Consider the following 15,291-nt stretch of genomic DNA (forward strand, 5'->3'; position numbering starts at 1 on the left):
GGGGGTGGAGCAGAGCGCGCGGGAACTCAGTCCTCCTTGGTCGCGACCCAGATGAGATAGTCGGAGGCGGACCCGAAGGGCCGCTTGTCGTAGCCGCCGTAGGTGCGCTCCAGGCGGAAGCCCGCCTGCTCGATCAGCCGGCGCAGTTCGGCGGGGTGGCGGTAGTAGAGCGTCTGCGTGGAGTGCCGCCGCTCCAGTACCAGGCCCTCTTCGTCGAGCGTCTCCGTGATGCGTCGCCGGGTGGCGATCTGGCGGACCTCGTCGACGCTCGACGCGTCCCAGATCGCCACTCGCCGGCCGGTGACGGGGTGGCGCACCTCGCAGGTGAAGCGGAGCCTGTTCTGCATGTCGGCGACGGCCGGCGCCCGCAGCACGGGCACCCCCGCCGCCCAGCGTCCGCCAGGGGCGACATGGGCGCGTACGGTCTCCAGGGCCGCGCTCAGCGCGTCGTCGTCCTCCAGGAAGAACAGCGGCTGGCCGCCCATCATCACGAGCGGGAACTCCCGCTCCAGGCGCACCGTGCACATGTCGCCCTCGATGAACGACGCGGTTCCCTCCAGGCCTTCGTCCTTGGCCTTGGCCCGCGCCCTGTCGAGCATCGCGGGGGCCAGGTCGATGCCTACCGCCTCGCCCGCCGCACGGGCGAGCGGCAGGGTGATCCTGCCGGTGCCGCAGGCGAGTTCGAGGACCGGACCGCCGGTCTCCTTCGCCAGGTCGACGAAGAAACCGACGTCGGGCTGGTCGACGCGGAAGGGCAGTACGTCGTAGACCTCCGCCTCCAGGGCGAATGCCGCAATCATGTCCGAGCTCATTGTTCCTCGTTCCTCCGAGTTCCTGTGCGTCCCTGGCAAGGGCTTCCGGGCGGGGCCTGCGGGCGGAAGGCGCCGCGCGGGTCACGCCTCCTGGGCGGGCATCTTCCGCAGGCCGCGCAGCGGCGACAACGTGCTCCAGACGATGGCGGTCATGGACCCGATCGCGCCGACGAGCAGGGTGGTGCGCAGGCTGGTCGCCTCGCCGAGCACACCTCCGGCGAAGACGCCGACCGACACCAGCCCGTAGCCCAGGAAGCGGTACGTCGCGTTCACCCGTGCCAGGAATGCCCTGGGGGTGTAGGCCTGCCGGACGCTGGTGATCATGATGCCGCCGATGGTCCAGCCGTACCCGGCGACCGCGAAGCTGGCGATGAGCCAGGGAATCGCGATGGCGTGGCGCTCCGGGCTGAACGCGACCAGCGCGAACGGGATCGAGGCGATCACCGAGGAGGCGATGATGACGCGCCCCGGTCCGATGCGCTCGCTCAGCCGGCCCACGGTCATCGAGGCCACGAGTCCGCCCACCGCGGCGGCGGAGACAACGGCGCCCATCGTTCCGGCGCTGAGGCCGATCTCCCGGATGGCGAACAGCGGGAACATGGCCACGACCCACTGGCTGAACATGTTGAAGAGCGCGCCGATGCCCACCAGCGAGCGCAGCACCGGATCCCCGAGGGCCATCGCGAGCCCCTCCTTGAGGGAGGTGAGGCCGTTCGGCCTGTGCTCGGGCTGCTCGGGAACCTTCTCGTCGATCCGGATCGCGGCCAGGCAGCCGCCCGAGATCAGGAAGCTGAGCGCCTGTCCGAGCAGGGTGATCGGCGCGGTGAGCCACTGCACGAGCACACCGGCGAGGCCGGGCCCGCCGACCTGTGCCACCGAACCCGAGGCCTGGAGCCATCCGTTGGCCTTCACCAGCTGTTCCTGCGGCACGACGCTGGGGAGCACGGTGGTGTAGCTGATGTCGAACATCACCGTGCCCGCGCCGAGCAGGAAGACCGCGGCGATCAGTATCGGCAGCGTCAGCAGGTCCGTCAGCGCGAGCGACACCACGGCGATCATCAGCGCCGCGCGGGCCAGGTCGGCCGTGATCATCACGGGTATCCGCCGGCGCCGTTCGATCCAGACACCGGCCCACAGCGAGAACAGCAGGAACGGCAGCCAGCGGGCCGCACCGATGATGCCGAGCTCCCCCGCGTCGGTCTGCAGGACCAGGATGGCCAGGAGCGGGAGCGCCATCTCGCTGATCTCGTAACCGATGAGCGCCGCAGACTGTCCGGTCCAGAGCTTCACGAAATTGCCCTGCCGGGTCAGCGGCGGGTGGGCGGGTTCGATGCTCTTCTCTTCTTGCACTGCAGTGGCTCCAGGTGGATGGTCAGGCGGTGAATGAGACGTTGTACGTACGCAGCCACCGGTCGACCTCGATGAGCGGCAGCAGGAAGTGAAGATTGTCGGCCATGGTCAGCATCTTGGTGTCCCCGTAGGCGAGTTCGCGCACCTTGGCACCGTCCAGCATCCCGGCCATGGGTGAATCACGGTCCGCCACGAGCGCGTCGAGGGCGGCACGCTGTGCCTCGGCGTGGGCCGGGGCGAAGGTCGCCGGGTAGCCGCTCTTGCGCCGCATCAGCACCGACTGCGGCAGCAGGTCCTCGGTGGCGGACCGCAGCAGGCTCTTCTCGCGCCCGTCGGAGACCTTCATCTTCCACGGGACGTTCCATACGTATTCCAGGAGCGTGTGGTCGCAGAACGGGACCCGCACCTCCAGGCCGACGGCCATGCTCATCCGGTCCTTGCGGTCCAGGAGGTAGAGCAGCGGGCCCTGCAGGCTCAGGTGGAGGACCTCGCGCATCCGCGCCTCCAGGCCCGACTCCCCCGGGAGCCTCGGCACCCGGGCCAGCAGGGTGCGGTAGCGGTCCTGTTCGTCGTCCTGCGGGCGGATCCGCGCGGTCACGTCGGGGGCGAGGCAGTCGGTGAGCCTGGGTGCGTTGCCGAGCCAGGGGAAGGTGTCGCCGAAGACGCTCGCCCGGTCGAAGAACCACGGGTAGCCGCCGAACACCTCGTCGCCCGCTTCGCCGGACAGGGCGACCGTGGAGGTCTTCCGGATCTCCTGGAAGAGCAGGTACATGGAGGTGTCGAACTGACCGAGGCTGGGCATGTCGCGCGCCGCCAGCGTGGCGGGCACGTAGTCGGGCAGGACCGCCGGGTCCAGCGTCACCATGGTGTGGTCGACGCCCAGGTGCCGGGCGGCGGCCAGCGCGAAGGGGGTGTCCCGTTCGGGGCGCAGGGCGGTGGCCCGGAAGTCCTCCTCGGCGCCCTCGAAGTCGACCGAGTACGAGCGCAGCGCGTCCGGCTGGTTGCGGGCGGCGAGCGCGGTGATGGCGCTGGAGTCCAGGCCGCCGGAGAGCAGGGAGCACAGCGGTACGTCGGCCACCATCTGGTGGGCGACGACGTCCTCCAGGATCTCGCGCACCCGGCCCACGGTGGTGGGGTAGTCGTCCCGGTGCTCGCGGCTGACCAGGCGCCAGTACGGCGTCTCGTGCGCCCCGGAGCGGTCGACGCGCACGAGGTGGCCCGGCTGGACCTGCCTCATGTCCGTGAACGGCGTCTCCCAGGGCATGGCCAGGCGCGGGTTGAACAGGATGGGCAGCTTCGCCTCGCTGGTGCGGGCGGTGAAGAGCGGGTTGGCGAGGATCGCCTTGGGCTCGGAGCCGAAGAGCAGCCCGCCCTGGTAGGCGTGGTAGTAGAGCGGCTTCACACCGAGCCGGTCGCGGACGAGGATCAGCTCCTCGCGCCAGGCGTCCCAGATGGCGAAGGCGTAGATGCCCTGGAGCCGGTCCACGAAGCCGGCCCCCCACTCCAGGTAGGCGTGCAGCACGACCTCGGTGTCGGAGGAGGTGCGGAAGTGATGGTTGCGGCCGGTGAGTTCGGCCCGCAGCTCACGGAAGTTGTAGAGCTCGCCGCTGTACGTCAGCACGACGGGCGCGTCGGAGCCCCGGCGCTGTGTCTCCATGGGCTGGGCGCCGCCCGCCGGGTCGACGACCGCGAGCCGGCGGTGGCCCAGTGCCACATGGGGGCCGAGCCAGATCCCGGAGTCGTCGGGGCCGCGCCGGTGCATCGAGCCGGTCATGGCCTCCACGGTCGTGCGCTCGAGACCGAGGTTCCGGGTGAAGTCGATCCAGCCGGTAATGCCGCACATCACAGAGCCCCTTCGCTGCGTTTGAGTACGTGGCCGCTCTGCCGGGCCGGCAGCCCGGTCAGGAAGGCGTCGAGATGGACGAGGCGCTGGCCGTCGACACCGGGGCACTGCCAGCGCAGGTCGAGCCGTGGCGGGCGCTCGTCGTCGTGGAAGTGGACGGCCTGGAGTGCGCCGCCCTCGTCGAGGGTGAGCATGGGGTTGGCGACCAGGAAGTCGCGCACCTCGGGGCTGTCGCGCAGGACCCGTATCAGCAGCCGCCGGTCGCGGAAGTGGTTGGGCGGCAGGGAGATGTGCGGGTGCATCTTCCGCTTGAACTGGAAGGTGCCCTTGCTGAGGAACGGCTCGCCCCCGGACAGGTCGACCCGGGTGAAGCCGTGCTCGGCGGCCCACTGGAGGATCAGGATGAACAGCGCCATGTAGGTGCCGGAGCGGTACGCCTCCTCCGAGCCGCCGTCGACCCCGGCGAGGCGGATGACCAGGGTGCGCCCCTCCAGCCGGCACAGCATGCCGGCGACCCGGCGGCCGGACTCGCACAGGAAGAACATCGCGCCGTGCCGGAAGATGCACGTCCGGGCGCTCTCCTTGGCCTCCGAGCGGGCGGCGTCGCCGTGCCGGCGGCCCATGGTCGGCAGGTGCATGTGGTCGTAGAAGGAGTCGAAGTCGGCTTCGTCCCGCGAGACTTCGAGGGTGCGGACCCGGGAGCGCAGCTCACGGGCGTGCTGCTGGCGGGCCTTGCGGGAGATCCGCCGGAGCACGGCGGCAGCGGGGTCGTCTGCGGCGTCCAGGGGCACGGTCAGGGTGATCCGGAACGGCAGCAGCAGGCTGTGCCGGGGCAGCTGGGCGGGCACCCTGCGCCGGTGGTGGCCGACGGCGAGGATGTCCGTCTTCGCGGCGGCCCGGCCGTCGGCCAGTTCCGCCCAGGAGGTGCCGGTCCGGGTGCGGACCGAGGGTGTTCCGCGCCGCTGCTCCAGGAAGGGCAGTACGTACGTCAGCTCGTGCTCCAGGCCCGCGTACGCCAGCACCGGGCCACGGCCCCGGGGCACCGAGAGGGTGAGCCGGGGCCGGGCCAGCGCCTCGGCCACTCCCCGGGCCGCCAGGACGAGCGGGCCGCCGCCGTTGTTCCAGACGTACCGCCAGGAGTGTGGGATCACCGACTCTCCACAACGTCGCCCGCTGTCAGACCGTGGCCCTCGGGCACCCCGGACAGGGACGGTTCGAGGGAGTCGACCCGGTTGTCGGCGTCCACGAAGACCACGCTGGGCTTCATCGAGCGGGCTTCCTCGTCCGTGACCTGGGCGTACGAGATGATGATGACGAGGTCGCCCTTCTGCACGAGCCGGGCCGCCGCGCCGTTGACCCCGATGACGCCGCTGCCGCGCTCGCCCTCGATGACGTACGTCTCCAGGCGGCTTCCGTTGTTGATGTCGACCAGGTGGATGAGTTCGCCGGGCAGCAGGTCGGCGGCGTCCATGAGGTCGGCGTCGATGGTGAGCGAGCCGACGTAGTTCAGGTCGCACTGGGTGACCGTGGCTCTGTGGATCTTCGACTTCAGCATCGTCCGGAACAAGGCGGGCGTCCTCTCGAATTCACTGCGGTTTCAATGGGGTTGGGACGTGTCACTCGGTTGCCAGCAGGAGCCGCACCTCTTCGTCCGACATGCGCAGGATCTCCAGCGCCGCCGCCGCCCGCCCCTTCAGGTAGCCGCGCGGGGCGAGTTCTTCGAGCGCGGAGGCCACGCCCCCGGGGGTGGGGTCGGAGTACAGCGCCCGCAGCGGCAGGGTCACCGCGAGCAACCGGTTGATCCGGACGAGGAGCCGGGCCGCGAGCAGGGAGTGGCCGCCGAGGGCGAAGAAGCTGTCCCGGGTGCCGACCGGGCGGGCCGGCGAGAGCACTTCGGTCCAGAGCGTGACGAGCAGCTCCTCCAGGGCGTCGCCGGGCGGCGGGCCGCCGGCCGCGGCGCCGGTCCCGGTGTCCGCGGGCGCGGGCAGCGCCCGGTTGTCGACCTTGCCGTTGACGGTCAGGGGCAGGGCGTCCAGGGCGACCAGCGCGGACGGAACCATGTAGTCGGGCAGCCAGGTGTGCAGCTCGCGCAGCAGGTCCTTCTCGGACGGCGCGGCGTCCGCGGGGGTGTAGTAGCCCACCAGGCGCTTGTCGCCGGGCACGTCCTCGCGTACGAGGACCGCGCAGCCGGTCACGCCCGGCAGGCGGGCCAGGGCGGCCTGCACCTCGCCGAGCTCCACCCGGAAACCCCGCAGTTTGACCTGGTGGTCGCCGCGGCCGAGGAAGAGCAGCTCCCCGTCCGGGAGCCTGCGTACCTGGTCGCCGGTGCGGTAGAGCCGTCCGCCGGCGGCACCGCTGAGGGTGTCGGGAACGAACTTCTCGGCCGTCTGCCCCGGGCGTGCCAGGTAGCCGCGGGCCAGGGCCTGCCCGCCGAGGAGCAGTTCCCCGGCGACGCCGACCGGTACGGGACGCAGCGCCTCGTCGACGACGTACACCGGGCAGCCGGCCAACGGGCGGCCGATGGTGGGCGGTCCGTCGCCGGTGATGGGGCGGCCGGTGACGTTGTTCGTCTCGGTGGGCCCGTACACGTTGTACGCCCGCCAGGGACCGGCGGCGAGGCTGCGCCACAGGCTCTCGGATACCGCCTCGCCCGCGACGATCACCCGCATCGGGTGCGGGACCCGGCCGAGGCCGTCGGCGAGGACGAGCAGCTCGGCGTGGGACGGCGTGCAGTCGAGGATGTCGATGTGTTCGCGGGCGAGCAGTTCCACGAAGCGGTCCGGGTCCTCGCGGACCTCGTCCGGGACGATGACCAGCGTGGCGCCGCGGAACATCCAGCCCAGCTGCTGCACCGAACCGTCGAAGAACACCGGCGCGTTCACCGTCACCCGGCGCGGCGGTTCGCCGTCCCGGCCCAGCAGCGTGCCCAGGGCACGGAACATCCGGGTCTGGGCGCGGTGGCCCATGGCGACGCCCTTGGGGGTACCGGTGGAACCCGAGGTGTAGATCACGTACAGCAGTCGGTCGGGGGTGCCGCGGGGGGCGGGTCGCGTGGGCGGGTACGCCGTGAAGTCCTCGTCGGCGTCCAGGCGCAGCTCGGGGCAGTGGCCGGCGAACCGGCCCTCGTGCCGGGCCTGGGTCAGGACGGCGGTGGCCTCCGCGTCCTTGAGCATGAAGCTCAGCCGGTCGGTCGGCAGCGACGGGTCCAGCGGCAGATAGGCGCCGCCCGCCTTGAGCACGGCGAGGAGGCCCACGATCATCTCCACCGACCGCTCCAGGCAGAGCGCGACGACGGTCTCGGGTCCGGTTCCGAGGCCGATGAGCCGGCCGGCCACCCGGTTGGCGCGCTCTTCGAGCTCCCGGAAGGTCAGCGCGTCCGCCCCGCAGACCACGGCGACCGCCTCCGGCGTCCGGTCGGCCTGCTCCTCGAACAGCTCGTGTACGCACTTCTCCTCGGACAGGTCGAGGTCATCGGCGTTCCACTCGACCAGGAGCTGTGCGCGTTCGGCGGCGCCGAGCATGTCCAGCTCCGGCACCGGCGCGTCCAGGTCGTCGGCCAGCGCCGTGAGGAGGCGGACGTAGTGCCCGGCCATCCGGCGTGCGGTAGCGGCGTCGAACAGGTCGGTGCTGTGGTTGAGCGCGCCCCTGACCTGGTCCCCCTCCTCCTTGATGTCGAGGGTGAGGTCGAAGCGGGCCGTCCGGGGGCGGATGTCGAGCACGTCGAGGGTCAGTCCGCCGCCCTGCGCCGAGGAGGCCGGGAAGCTCTCGAAGTCGAACATCACCTGGAACAGGGGGCTGCGGCCGAGGTCCCGTTCCGGCTGCAGTTCCTCCACCAGCCGGTCGAAGGGGACGTCCTGGTGCTCGTACGCGTCCAGGCAGCCCTCCTTGACCCGGGCGAGGAAGGAGCGGGCCGTGGGGTTGCCGGTCAGGTCGGCGCGCAGGACCAGGGTGTTGACGTAGAACCCGATGAGAGGGTCCAGTTCGCTGCGCGAGCGGTGCGCCACCGGCGTGCCGACCACCAGGTCGTTCTGTCCGGCGTACCGGGCGAGCAGGATCTCGAAGCCGGCGAGCAGGACCATGAACAGGGTCAGCCCCTCGGAGCGGCAGATCTCCCTCAGCCGGCCGACCAGTTCGGGCGGCAGGACGAACTCCTCGTCCCGGCCGTGGAAACCGGGCTCGGCGGGCCGCGGCCGGTCCGTGGGGAGTTCCAGCAGCGGGGGAACTCCGGCGAGCCGTTCACGCCAGTGGTCGAGCTGGGCCGCGACCTGGGCGGAACTCTGCCGGTCCGCTTCCCACAGGGCGTGGTCGGCGCATTGCACGGGCAGTGCGGGCAGCGCCGCGCCGCCCGCGTAGAGGTGCGCGAGCTCCTGGACCAGGATCCGCACCGACCAGCTGTCGAAGACGATGTGGTGGACGGTGAGCAGCAGTACGTGCTCGGCGGGGCCGGCACGGAGCAACCGGCCGCGCAGCAGCGGACCTTCGGCCAGGTCCATGGGGGCGAGGACGGCCGCGTCCACCCGTCGGCGCAGCTCCGCCTCGTCCAGCTCCGGTACGTCCTCGACGGGCAGCGGCACCGGGGCCGGGGCGGTGACGACCTGGTGAGCGGTGCCGTCCACCGCCGGGAACACGGTCCGCAGGGCCTCGTGCCGCGCGACGATCCCCGACAGGGCCGTGCGCAGCGCCTCCGGGTCCAGTGCGCCGCGCAGCCGGATCGTCAGGGGCAGGCGGTAGGCGGGGCTCTCGGGCTGGAGCTGGTCCAGGAACCACAGCCGTTCCTGGTTGGCCGTCAGGGGCACCGGCCCGGTGCCGGTGCGCGGCAGGACGGGGTGCGTGGCGGCGGAGCCGGCGGAGTGGACGAGGGCCGCAAGGTCCCCGACGCGGGGGGTCTCCAGCACCGTGCGCGGTGTGATCTCGGCACCGAACTCGCTGCGGATGCGGGCGGCCAGCCGCATCGCCAGGAGGGAGTGGCCGCCGAGGGCGAAGAAGTCGTCGTCCGGTCCGATGTCCTCGATTTCCAGGAGTTCGGCGACCAGCGCGGCCAACCGCTCATGGGCCGGGTCCGCGAAGCCGGTCCGGTTCGCGTCCGCCGGCCTGTCCGGGGTGGCGCCGGGGGCGGGCAGGCGGTCACGGTCGATCTTGCCGATGCCCGGATGCCGCGGCATGGCGTCGAGGGTCACCACCGTCGCGGGGATCATGTAGGCGGGCAGCCGGCCGGCGAGCGCCGTCCTTATCTCCTCGGTCCGTGCCAGTGTGCCGTCGGTGGTGACATGGGCGATCAGCCGTGCCGCGCCCGCGTCGCCGTGTGCGACGACCGCTGCCTCGTCGATGTACGGCAGCCGGGTGAGGGCGTGCTCGATCTCGCCGAGCTCGATGCGGTAGCCCCGGATCTTCACCTGCCGGTCCAGGCGGCCCTCGTACTCGATGGCGCCGTCCGCGCGCAGGTGGACCAGGTCCCCGGTGCGGTACAGGCGCGCGCCCGTCTCGCCGCTGAACGGATCGGGCACGAAGCGCTCGGCGGTGAGGGCGGGGCGGCCCGCGTATCCCCGGGCGAGCCCGGTGCCGCCGATCAGCAGCTCGCCGCGACCGCCGGGGGCCACCCGGCGCAGCTCCTCGTCGACCACGTAGGTCCGTACGTTGGTGATCGGCTCCCCGATGGGCACGGACGGCCCGTCGACCGGGCGGTCGGCCGCGTACGAGGTGGCGTTGACCGTGGCCTCGGTGGGGCCGTACACGTTGTGGAACGCGACGCCGGGCAGCATCTCGCGGCACCGCAGGACGAGTTCGTCACGCAGCACCTCGCCGCCGGTGAGGATCCACCGCATCGCGGTGCCGTCGAACTGCCCGGTCTCCAGCAGGGTGGAGACCACCTGCGGGGTGAGGTTGACCGCCTCGACCCGGTGGGCGATCAGCAGGTCCCGCAGTTCGAGTCCGGCCGCGGTCAGGTCGGGCGGTGCCATGACCACGGCGCCGCCGCTCGCCAGCGGTGCGTACAGGTCGATCATCGCCGCGTCGAACGCCGCGGAGACGCCCTGCAGGAATCGGACCGGGTGACCGGCCAGGAGCTCGGTGGTGATCCAGCCCACCTGGTTGACGATCGCCTCGTGGGTCACCATCACGCCCTTCGGGACGCCGGTGGATCCCGAGGTGTAGATCAGGTACGCGAGGGAACCGGGCAGCGCGTCGCCGGCGCACCGGCCGGCGGGTTCGTCGGCCGGCTGCGGCTCGTCCTGGTCCATGCAGATCACGGCCGGTACGTCGAGGCCCTCGGCGAGGCCCTGCCGGGTCACCACGAGCCGTGCCCCGGCGTCCGCGAACACGAAGGCGGCCCGGTCCGCGGGCGTGAGCAGCGGATCGACCGGCAGGTAGGCGGCCCCGGCCTTGAGGACGCCGAGCATCGCGACGACCAGGTCCAGCGACCGTTCCAGGCACAGGCCGACGACGTCCTCCCGGCCCATGCCCTGCCCGCGCAGCCGGTGGGCCAGCCGGTTGGCGCGTTGCTCCAGTTCGCGGTAGGTGAGCTTCTCGTCGTCGCAGATGACGGCGACGGAGTCGGGCGTGCGGTCGGCCTGAAGCTCGAAGAGTTCGTGCAGACAGCCGGCGGCGGGGCGTTCGTCGGTCACCGCGAGATTCCGTTCAGCTGGGAGAGAGGTGCGTCCGGGGCCCGCAGCATCTCCACGATCACCTGGGTGTAGTCGGCCAGCAGACGTCTGGCCGTGGCCGGTTCGAAGAGGTCCGTGCAGTACTCCAGTGCCACGGCGATCACGTCGTCCCGCTCCTTGACGAGCAGCGACAGGTCGAAGCGGGCCACGCCCTGCTCGGCGTCGAACTGGTCGACGGTGAGCCCGGTCAGCTCCGGTTCGTGGTCGGGGGTGTTGGCCAGGGCGAACATGACCTGGACGAGCGGGGAGCGGCTGGGGTCGCGGGGCGGCCGCAGTTCCTTGACGAGCTCCGCGTACGGCATGTCCTGGTTGGCGTACGCGCCGATCGCCGTGTCACGCACCCGGTCCAGGACGTCGAGGACCGAGGGGTCGCCGCTCAGGTCGGTGCGCAGCACGAGGGTGTTGACGAAGAAGCCGATGAGCGACTCGATCTCGACGCGGTTGCGGTTCGCGACCGGGGTGCCGACAACCACGTCCTCCTGGCCGCTGTAGCGGGCGAGCAGGATCTTGAAGGCGGTCAGCAGGACCATGAACATGGTGACCTCCTCCCGCTTGCACAGCTCCCGCAGCCCCTCGGTGACGTCTGCGGGCAGCACGGTCGCCTCGTGCACGCCCCGGTGCGACTGGACGGCGGGGCGGGGGTGGTCGGCGGGCAGCTCCAGGACCGGCGGCGCGCCTTCGAGCGTCTCGCGCCAGTAGTCGGCCAGGTCCTCCAGCACCCCGTCGGCGAGCCACTCCCGCTGCCATACGGCGTAGTCCCCGTACTGCACCGGGAGTTCGGGGAGCTTCGGGCCGCGGCCCTCGGTGCGGGCCGCGAAGCACTCCGCGAGCTCACGCAGGAGTATCCCGAGCGACCAGCCGTCGAACACGGCATGGTGGATCGTCAGGACCAGGACGTGGTCCTGCGGCGCGACCCGGAGCAGACAGGCCCGCACCAGCGGGCCCTTCGCCAGGTCGAAGGGGGCCCGGGTCTCCTGTTCGGCGCGGGCGATCAGCGCCTGACGGTCCGCGCCCGGCATGTCCACCACCGACCACGGGAGCGCGAAGGCCTCGTCGACCACCTGGCGGGGCCTGCCTCCCACGGAGGGGAATGTGGAGCGCAGCGCCTCGTGCCGGGCGACGACGTCCTCCACCGCGCCGCGCAGCAGCCCGGCGTCGAGCGCGCCGCCCAGGCGCAGGACCAGCGGCTCGTTGTAGGCGGCCGTGCCGGGGCGCAGCTTCTCGAAGAACCACAGGCGTTCCTGGGCGATGGCCAGTGGCAGCGGAGCGTCGCGTGGGGCGCGCGGAATGGCGAAGAAGTCGAACTCGTCGGGGCTGTCTGCGCCCGCGCTCTCCACGCGCCGGCCGGCCAGCACGACGGGCAGGAACGCGGCGACGGTGCGCGCGGTGAACAGGGCGCTCAGCGGCAGGTCGACCCCGAACGCGGAGCAGACCCGCGAGATCAGCGCGACGGCGAGCAGCGACTGTCCGCCGAGTGCGAAGAAGTCGTCGTGGATGCCGATCCGCTGTGCGGGAAGGTCCAGGACGTCGGCGAACAGGTCGACGAGCTTCTGCTCCTGGTCGGAGCGGGGTGCGACGTAGGCGTCGTCGGAGCCGGAGCGCTGCTCGCCGGGGACGGGCAGCGCGTTCCGGTCGATCTTGCCGTTGGCGGTCTGGGGCAGTGCGTCGAGCTGGACCAGCAGGGCGGGGACCATGTACTCAGGCAGCCGTTCGGCCAGCCACTGGCGCAGGTCCGACGTGCGGAGCTCGGGCTCGGGCGCCGTGAAGTAGCCGATGATCCGGGCGTCGCCGGGCCGGTCCTCGCGCAGCACCGCGACGGCGCTGTCGACCTCGGGGTGCTGGAGCAGCACGTTCTGGATCTCGTTGAGCTCGATCCGGAAGCCGCGCAGCTTGACCTGGTGGTCGGAGCGGCCGAGGAACTCCAGGCGGCCGTCCGGGCGGTACCGCACGATGTCGCCGGTCCGGTAGAGCCTGCCGCCGTCGCCACCGTACGGGTCCGGCACGAAGCGCTCGGCGGTCAGGGCGGGCAGGCCGACGTAGCCGCGGGCGACGCCCCGGCCGCCGATGCAGAGTTCGCCGGGCACGCCGAGGGGAACGAGTTCCATGGCCCGGTCGACGACGTAGGCCCGGGTGTTGGCGAGGGGCCGGCCGATCGGGACGGTGGCACCACCGCCGCATGACCGGTCCAGGGCGGTGGCCAGGGACCACACCGTGGTCTCGGTCGGCCCGTAGACGTTGTGCACCCCGGCGACGGGCGGCAGCAGCCTGTCCAGCAGTTCCGGCGGCAGGGCCTCGCCGCCGCACAGCACCCGCACCTTCGGGTCGCCGGCCCAGCTGCTGTCCAGGAGCATCCGCCACAGCGAGGGCGTCGCCTGCATGACGGTGGCGCCGCAGGCGGTGATGAAGGGGCCGAGGAGGCGGCCGTCCGAGACGGTCTCGCGGTCGGCGAGGACGACGGTCGCCCCGCGGGCGAGCGGGCCGAGCAGTTCGAGGGCGGCGATGTCGAAGGCGGGGGTGGTGACGGCGAGCAGCCGGTCCCCGGGGCCGAGGCCGATGTCGTCGCAGAGGCCCTGGATGAGGTTGACGACGGCCCGGTGCTCGATCGCGACGCCCTTGGGCACACCGGTGGAACCGGAGGTGTAGATGACGTACGCGAGGGAGCCGGCGCCCGCCGCGGCGGCGGGGGAACCCGTCGGTGCCGGGTCGTCGTCCATCCGGTCGACACTCAACGTGGCGGTGTCTTCGGGGAGTTGCGGGGCGAGCCGGTCCTGGGTGAGGACGAGGCGGGTGCCGGAGTCGCGCAGCATGTGTGCGAGGCGCGGCTGCGGCTGGGCGGGGTCCAGCGGGAGGTAGGCCGCACCGACCTTGAGGACGGCCAGCAGGGCGGTGATCAGCTCGGGGCCGCGGTCGCAGTACAGGCCGACGACGGACTCGGGGCCCACGCCCCGCTCGGGCAGCCGGCGGGCGAGCCGGTTCGCGGCCTCGTCGAGCTCCCGGTAGGTGAGGACGGCCTCGCCGTGGACGACGGCGGTGGCGTCCGGAGTACGGGCGGCCTGGGCCTCGAACAGACCGTGCAGGGTCTCGGGGGCGCCGGGCCAGGAGCGCTCGGTGGCGTTCCAGCCCTCGGCCAGCAGACGCCGCTCCTGGGCCGGGATCAGCACGAGGGAGGAGATCCGGGCGCCCGGCTCGGCGTCGGCCAGGGACCGCAGCAGCATCAGGTAGTGGTCCCAGAACCGCAGCACCGTCTCGCGGTCGAAGAGGTCGGTGGCGTACTCCAGACCGCCGACGACCTCGTCGCCCTCCTCCCGCAGGAACGCGGACAGGTCGAACTTGGCGACGCCCGGCTCGACCGAGAGCGGCCGGACGGTGAGTCCGGGCAGCTCCGGGTCCTGCTCGGGGGTGTTGGCCAGGGCGAACATGACCTGGACCAGCGGGGAGCGGCTGAGGTCGCGCTCCGGACGCAGCTCCTCCACCAGCCGGGCGAACGGCAGGTTCTCATTGGCGTACGCGCTGATCGCACTGGCCCGGACCCGGCTCAGCAGTTCACTGACGGTGGGGTCGCCGCCGATGTCGGTGCGCAGTACGAGGGTGTTGACGAAGAACCCGATCAGCGGCTCGATCTCGGCGCGGTTGCGGTTGGCGATCGGGGTGCCGACGACGATGTCCTCCTGGCCGCTGTAGCGGGCGAGGAGTACGTCGAAGGCGGCCAGCAGGACCATGAACAGGGTCACGTCCTCGCGGGCGCACACCTCCCGGAGCCCGCTGACGAGGTCGGCGGGCACGGCCACCAGTTCGTGGGTGCCCCGGTGGGTCTCCACGGCCGGGCGGGGGCGGTCGGCGGGCAGTTCGAGGACGGGCGGCGCGCCGTCCAGGGTCTGCCGCCAGTGGTCGATCAGCTCCCGGAGGACGTCGCCGTCCAGCCAGTCGCGCTGCCACTCGGCGAAGTCCCCGAACTGGATGGGGAGTTCGGCGAGCACCGGCGGGCGTCCCTCGGTGCGGGCCGCGAAGTACTCCGACAGCTCGCGGGTGAACACGCCCACCGACCAGCCGTCGAAGACGATGTGGTGGAAGGTCACGACCAGGACGTGGTCGTCCGCCCCCGAGCGCAGCAGGCAGGCCCGCACCAGCGGCCCCTTCGCCAGGTCGAAGGAGGTGCGCGACTCCTCCTCCGCCCGCGCCAGTACGTCCTCTTCACTCAGCCCCGCCACGTCCACCACGGTCCACGGCAACTCGGCGTCGTCGCGGATGACTTGGCGCGGGCGCCCGGCCACCGAGGGGAACACCGACCGCAGCGCCGCGTGTCGCGCGACGACGTCGCCCAGCGCGGCGCGCAGCACCTCCGCGTCCAGCGCGCCGCTCAGGCGGAGGGCGAGTGGCACATGGTAGGTGGGCTGCTCGGGGTGCAGCTGCTCCAGGAACCACATCCGTTCCTGCGCGAGGGAGAGCCGGCTCTCGCTCCTCGCGGACTTTTCGATCGGCGCGTCACTGGGCCGGTCGAGCCCGCGGCTGCGGAGCAACTGCAGAAAGAGTGCGTCGCGGTCCTGGGACATGCCAGGGCTCCTTTCGTCGTGCGCTGATGGACCGGGCCCTCCCGTCATCGGGAGCGGGCCGCCGGGGTGGGGCGGAC

7 protein-coding genes are annotated in these 15,291 nt (G+C 72.0%); all 7 read right to left on the reverse strand.

The annotated features are described in order from the left end of the window. Positions 1 to 26 precede the first annotated feature (26 nt). The 7 genes from ACFYY7_RS33400 to ACFYY7_RS33430 all read right to left on the reverse strand — a co-directional run bounded on the left by ACFYY7_RS33400 (position 27) and on the right by ACFYY7_RS33430 (position 15,214). Positions 27 to 800: a class I SAM-dependent methyltransferase gene (locus ACFYY7_RS33400; protein WP_388667571.1), complete on the reverse strand. Its 774-nt coding sequence runs from the start codon at positions 798 to 800 to the stop codon at positions 27 to 29. 93 nt (positions 801 to 893) lie between these two features. After that, positions 894 to 2,162, reverse strand: coding sequence for an MFS transporter (locus ACFYY7_RS33405; protein ID WP_388667572.1), 1,269 nt, complete (start codon positions 2,160 to 2,162; stop codon positions 894 to 896). Positions 2,163 to 2,184: 22 nt separating this feature from the next. Continuing rightward, positions 2,185 to 4,005 carry an asparagine synthase (glutamine-hydrolyzing) gene (gene asnB / locus ACFYY7_RS33410; protein WP_388667573.1) on the reverse strand — a complete coding sequence of 607 codons (1,821 nt, stop codon included), beginning with the start codon at positions 4,003 to 4,005 and terminating at the stop codon, positions 2,185 to 2,187. Further along, positions 4,005 to 5,156, reverse strand: coding sequence for a GNAT family N-acetyltransferase (locus tag ACFYY7_RS33415; RefSeq protein ID WP_388667574.1), 1,152 nt, complete (start codon positions 5,154 to 5,156; stop codon positions 4,005 to 4,007). Before ACFYY7_RS33415 ends, asnB begins: the two co-directional genes overlap by 1 nt. Beyond that, entirely contained in the window at positions 5,153 to 5,572 is a 420-nt protein-coding gene (gene panD, locus ACFYY7_RS33420) for an aspartate 1-decarboxylase (protein WP_266735773.1), read from the reverse strand. Before panD ends, ACFYY7_RS33415 begins: the two co-directional genes overlap by 4 nt. Positions 5,573 to 5,621: 49 nt before the next feature. Continuing rightward, positions 5,622 to 10,625, reverse strand: coding sequence for an amino acid adenylation domain-containing protein (locus ACFYY7_RS33425; protein WP_388667575.1), 5,004 nt, complete (start codon positions 10,623 to 10,625; stop codon positions 5,622 to 5,624). Next, positions 10,622 to 15,214 (reverse strand): amino acid adenylation domain-containing protein, encoded by a 4,593-nt coding sequence (locus ACFYY7_RS33430; protein ID WP_388667576.1) that lies wholly within the window; start codon positions 15,212 to 15,214, stop codon positions 10,622 to 10,624. Before ACFYY7_RS33430 ends, ACFYY7_RS33425 begins: the two co-directional genes overlap by 4 nt. Between the last annotated feature and the right edge of the window lie 77 nt (positions 15,215 to 15,291).

This window comes from Streptomyces sp. NPDC001933 (genome assembly GCF_042890955.1).
In the GTDB taxonomy this organism is placed as follows: Bacteria; Actinomycetota; Actinomycetes; order Streptomycetales; family Streptomycetaceae; genus Streptomyces.